A 3625-nucleotide genomic window follows, 5' to 3' on the forward strand; every position below is an offset into this window, starting at 1 on the left:
CGACAAGAAGGCCTGGGGCGAGCGCTTCGGCATGACGCATTTCGTCAATCCGAAGGAGGTCGGCGACGACATCGTTCCGTACCTCGTCAACATGACGAAGCGTGGGGCCGACCAGATCGGCGGGGCCGACTATACCTTCGACTGCACCGGCAACACCAAGGTCATGCGCCAGGCGCTCGAAGCCAGCCATCGCGGCTGGGGCAAGTCCGTCGTCATCGGCGTGGCCGGCGCCGGCCAGGAGATCTCGACGCGTCCGTTCCAGCTGGTGACGGGCCGCACCTGGATGGGCACGGCCTTCGGCGGCGCGCGTGGCCGCACCGATGTGCCGAAGATTGTCGACTGGTACATGGAGGGCAAGATCCAGATCGATCCGATGATCACCCACACCATGCCGCTCGACGACATCAACAAGGGTTTTGAGCTCATGCATTCGGGTGAAAGCATCCGCAGCGTCGTGCTCTACTGAGGCTGCAAGCGACCTCGCTGGAAGTTTTTTGGCAGTCCGAACGACGGATAAGCCGATGACCACCGTTCAAGAAAGACGCCGGCCTCGTGATGGGGTCGGCGGCTTGAACACGAATGGCCTTCAGGCAAAAGGATATGCCCATGACCAGCAAGCTGCTCAGTGCGACCGCCGCTGCTCTTTTCGCCCTATCTTCCGCAACCATTGTCTTCGCTCAAACGACGACACCCGCAACGCCAACTCCCGCCACGACCTCTTCCACCTCGACGCCGTCTTCAGCCATGCCGTCGAAGGATGAGATCAAGACGGCGCGGCAAGCCTGCCGGCAGGATGCAACGGGGCAGGGCCTCAAGGGCGACGCACGCAAGGACGCAGTCAAAAGCTGCCTGCAGCAGAAGTATCCGGTCCTGGCGAAACGCAAGACCTGTCATGACGAAGGCACCGCCAAAGGTCTAGAAAAGAAAGCATTGCGCGATTACGTCAAGCAGTGCATCACCGCGAGCTGAGCATCGGCCAGCGATCGCGGATCCGAACCGGACCCATCACACAACGACAGTCCGCTCCACGGGGCGGACTACGTGCCTTGCACAATCGCCGTACGTCTTGCGCGGCCCCTTTTCCTCAAGCGCAAACCTCCTTATCTCCTTGGCAAGGATATAAATTTCAGGGTGCGGCGTGCTTTTCCATCCAGACAGGCTTTCATTCGGCATAGTCCTGCCGGCGCAAACGAGAACTGCTGCGGACATAGAGTTCGATACTCAGCTCGGCATTGCGGGCCAAGCCGATAAATTGGGCTTCGATGCGCTGTGGGTGAGGGATGTTCCCCTTAACAGCGAAAGCTATCCTGATCCGATCGGACATGCCGATCCCTGGGTCTTCCTTGGAGCTCTAGCCGCATCCACATCCAGGATCGCCCTGGCGACGGGCGCAATCGTGCTGCCTTTGCGGCATCCGCTCCATATCGCCAAGGCAGTGCTGTCCATCGCCTCTCTGTCGAAAGGCCGGTTCGTCCTCGGTCTCGGCTCGGGAGACCGGCCGAGCGAATATGATGTTTTCGGAGAGGATATTGGAAACCGCAAAGCGCTCTTTCAATCGCATTGGGAGCGCCTCGCCGTAGCGCTTAGCCCGGATCAAAAGGTCGTCGATGAAGGCGGTCGCGTGCGGCAAGAGTTCGCCATAAGACCTGTGCTGCAACACCCGTCCATTCCCATGGTGGCTGTGGGTTCATCGTCGCAATCGCTCGAATGGATCGCCCGCCACGCGTCAGCCTGGATGACCTATTATCGGCCGCTATCCGTTCAGAAAGACCGGTTGGCGCTTTGGCACAATGCCCGGGCTAAGATCACCGCCGATTTTCGCGGCTTTGGTCAGTCCATGGTCCTGGATCTGCTCGATAACCCTCAGGCCTCTTATGAGGAAATCAATCTCGGCGGCAGAACCGGCAGGCGAGGGTTGATCGAAGCCTTGTCGGCGATGCGTGAAGCGGGCATTCATCATGTCGCCTTCAATCTGATCGCGCAGGGACGGCCGCTAGGGGAAACCATGGAAGAGATCGCCGCGGATATTCTGCCGGCCATGCGATAGCTTCAACAAATTGCCCTCGATGACAGCGCCGCGGAAATCATATTCCGCGGAACCCTGGCTTTTACAGCCTTTGCCACCTATCTTTCCGCTGCAACCAAAAAGGGCTGATTTTGCTTCTCGAAATTTCTATCGTCATTGTCCTCACCCTCCTGAACGGCGTGCTTGCCATGTCGGAATTGGCGATCGTCTCATCCCGTCCTGCCCGTCTGAAGGTACTTTCCGACCAAGGCAGCAGAGGCGCGACTATGGCGATGAGACTGGCTGAAGAGCCGGGCCGCTTCCTTTCAACGGTGCAGATCGGCATCACGCTCGTCGGCGTCCTGTCCGGCGCGTTCTCAGGCGCCACACTCGGCGCTCGGCTGTCGGGCTGGCTTGCCACGCAAGGTCTTTCAGTCGCAGCCGCCGACGCCATCGGCGTCGGTTCCGTCGTGGTCGCCATCACCTATCTATCGCTGATCATCGGCGAGCTCGTGCCGAAGCAGGTCGCTCTGCGGGCGCCGGAAGCAGTCGCCAGCAAGGTTGCGCCGGCCATGGTATTTCTCTCCCGCGCCGCAGCGCCGCTCGTCTGGTTGCTCGACATCTCGGGACGGCTGGTTCTGAGTGCGCTCGGCCAATCCGGCAAGGCTGCGGATGGTGTCAGCGACGAGGAAATCAAGACGGTTCTGGCGGAAGCGCAAAGCGCTGGGGTCATCGCAACGGAAGAGCAGGCGATGATCTCGGGCGTCATGCGATTGGCCGACCGCACCGCAAGAGCATTGATGACACCGCGCCGCGACGTGGAGGTCATCGATATCGAGGACGGTTTCGACGAGGTTCGCGAACAGCTTCGCCGCACCGAGAAGGCACGGCTGCCACTGCGCAAGGATAGCTCCGATGAAATCGTCGGCGTGCTGACAACCAGGGACTTCTTCGACGCACTGGTTTCCGGCGGGCAGGCCGACATTCTGAAGCTTGCCAAACAGGTGCCGATCGTTTCGGATCTTTCCAGCGCCCTTGACGTGGTCAAGGCGCTGCGTCGCTCTTCCTCGCATATGGTGCTCGTCTACGACGAATACGGCCACTTCGAAGGTGTCATCACATCGGGCGATATCCTCGAAGCCATCCTGGGAGCCGTTCAGGAGGAAACCGATGCCGGCGGCGAGCAGGCTCTCGTCCGCCGTCACGACGGCAGCTATCTCGTATCCGGCTGGATGCCCATCGACGAGTTTGCCGATTTCATGAACCTGCAGATCGAGGATGATCGTGACTACCAGACGGTTGCAGGTTTCGTGCTGCAGGAGCTGCGCCATCTCCCGGATGTGGGCGAAAGCTTCTCGAAAAGCGGCTGGCGCTTCGAGGTCGTGGATCTCGACGGCCGCAGGATCGACAAGCTGCTGGTAAGCGCAGACGCCGCCGCTCGCGAAGCCGATCACTGAAACTCATCCGAAAGACGGCCCATCGTTTCGTAGCGGATATGCCGGCATCGGATCGGTTTCAAAATTGCCCGCACTCAAGTGTTGAAGCAGCCTTAGCAAATCACAAAGACAGGGCTCGCCATATCGATTTATGTTCCATAACATAGATTATCTGATGTCCTGT

At 59.8% G+C, this 3625-nt stretch carries 4 protein-coding genes; all 4 read left to right on the top strand.

Going from position 1 to position 3625, the window contains the following annotated elements; translation table 11 throughout:
- Positions 1 to 466 (top strand): zinc-binding dehydrogenase (locus tag AC13RC_RS34030; protein WP_488559786.1); only part of this gene is annotated, 466 nt, incomplete at its 5' end.
- A gap of 140 nt (positions 467 to 606) precedes the next feature.
- Positions 607 to 969: a PsiF family protein gene (locus AC13RC_RS34035; protein WP_488559787.1), complete on the top strand. Its 363-nt coding sequence runs from the start codon at positions 607 to 609 to the stop codon at positions 967 to 969.
- A 169-nt stretch (positions 970 to 1138) separates the two neighbouring features.
- Positions 1139 to 2047: a TIGR03571 family LLM class oxidoreductase gene (locus AC13RC_RS34040; protein ID WP_488559788.1), complete on the top strand. Its 909-nt coding sequence runs from the start codon at positions 1139 to 1141 to the stop codon at positions 2045 to 2047.
- Positions 2048 to 2157: 110 nt separating this feature from the next.
- Positions 2158 to 3462 carry a hemolysin family protein gene (locus AC13RC_RS34045; RefSeq protein ID WP_488559789.1) on the top strand — a complete coding sequence of 435 codons (1305 nt, stop codon included), beginning with the start codon at positions 2158 to 2160 and terminating at the stop codon, positions 3460 to 3462.
- Positions 3463 to 3625: the final 163 nt, after the last annotated feature.

This window comes from Martinezella sp. CNPSo 3890, assembly GCF_057784455.1.

Bases quoted from the DNA above. Each gene is read 5' to 3' on its own strand.
- AC13RC_RS34035 (WP_488559787.1), top strand. From the start codon at position 607: ATGACCAGCAAGCTGCTCAGTGCGACCGCCGCTGCTCTTTTCGCCCTA.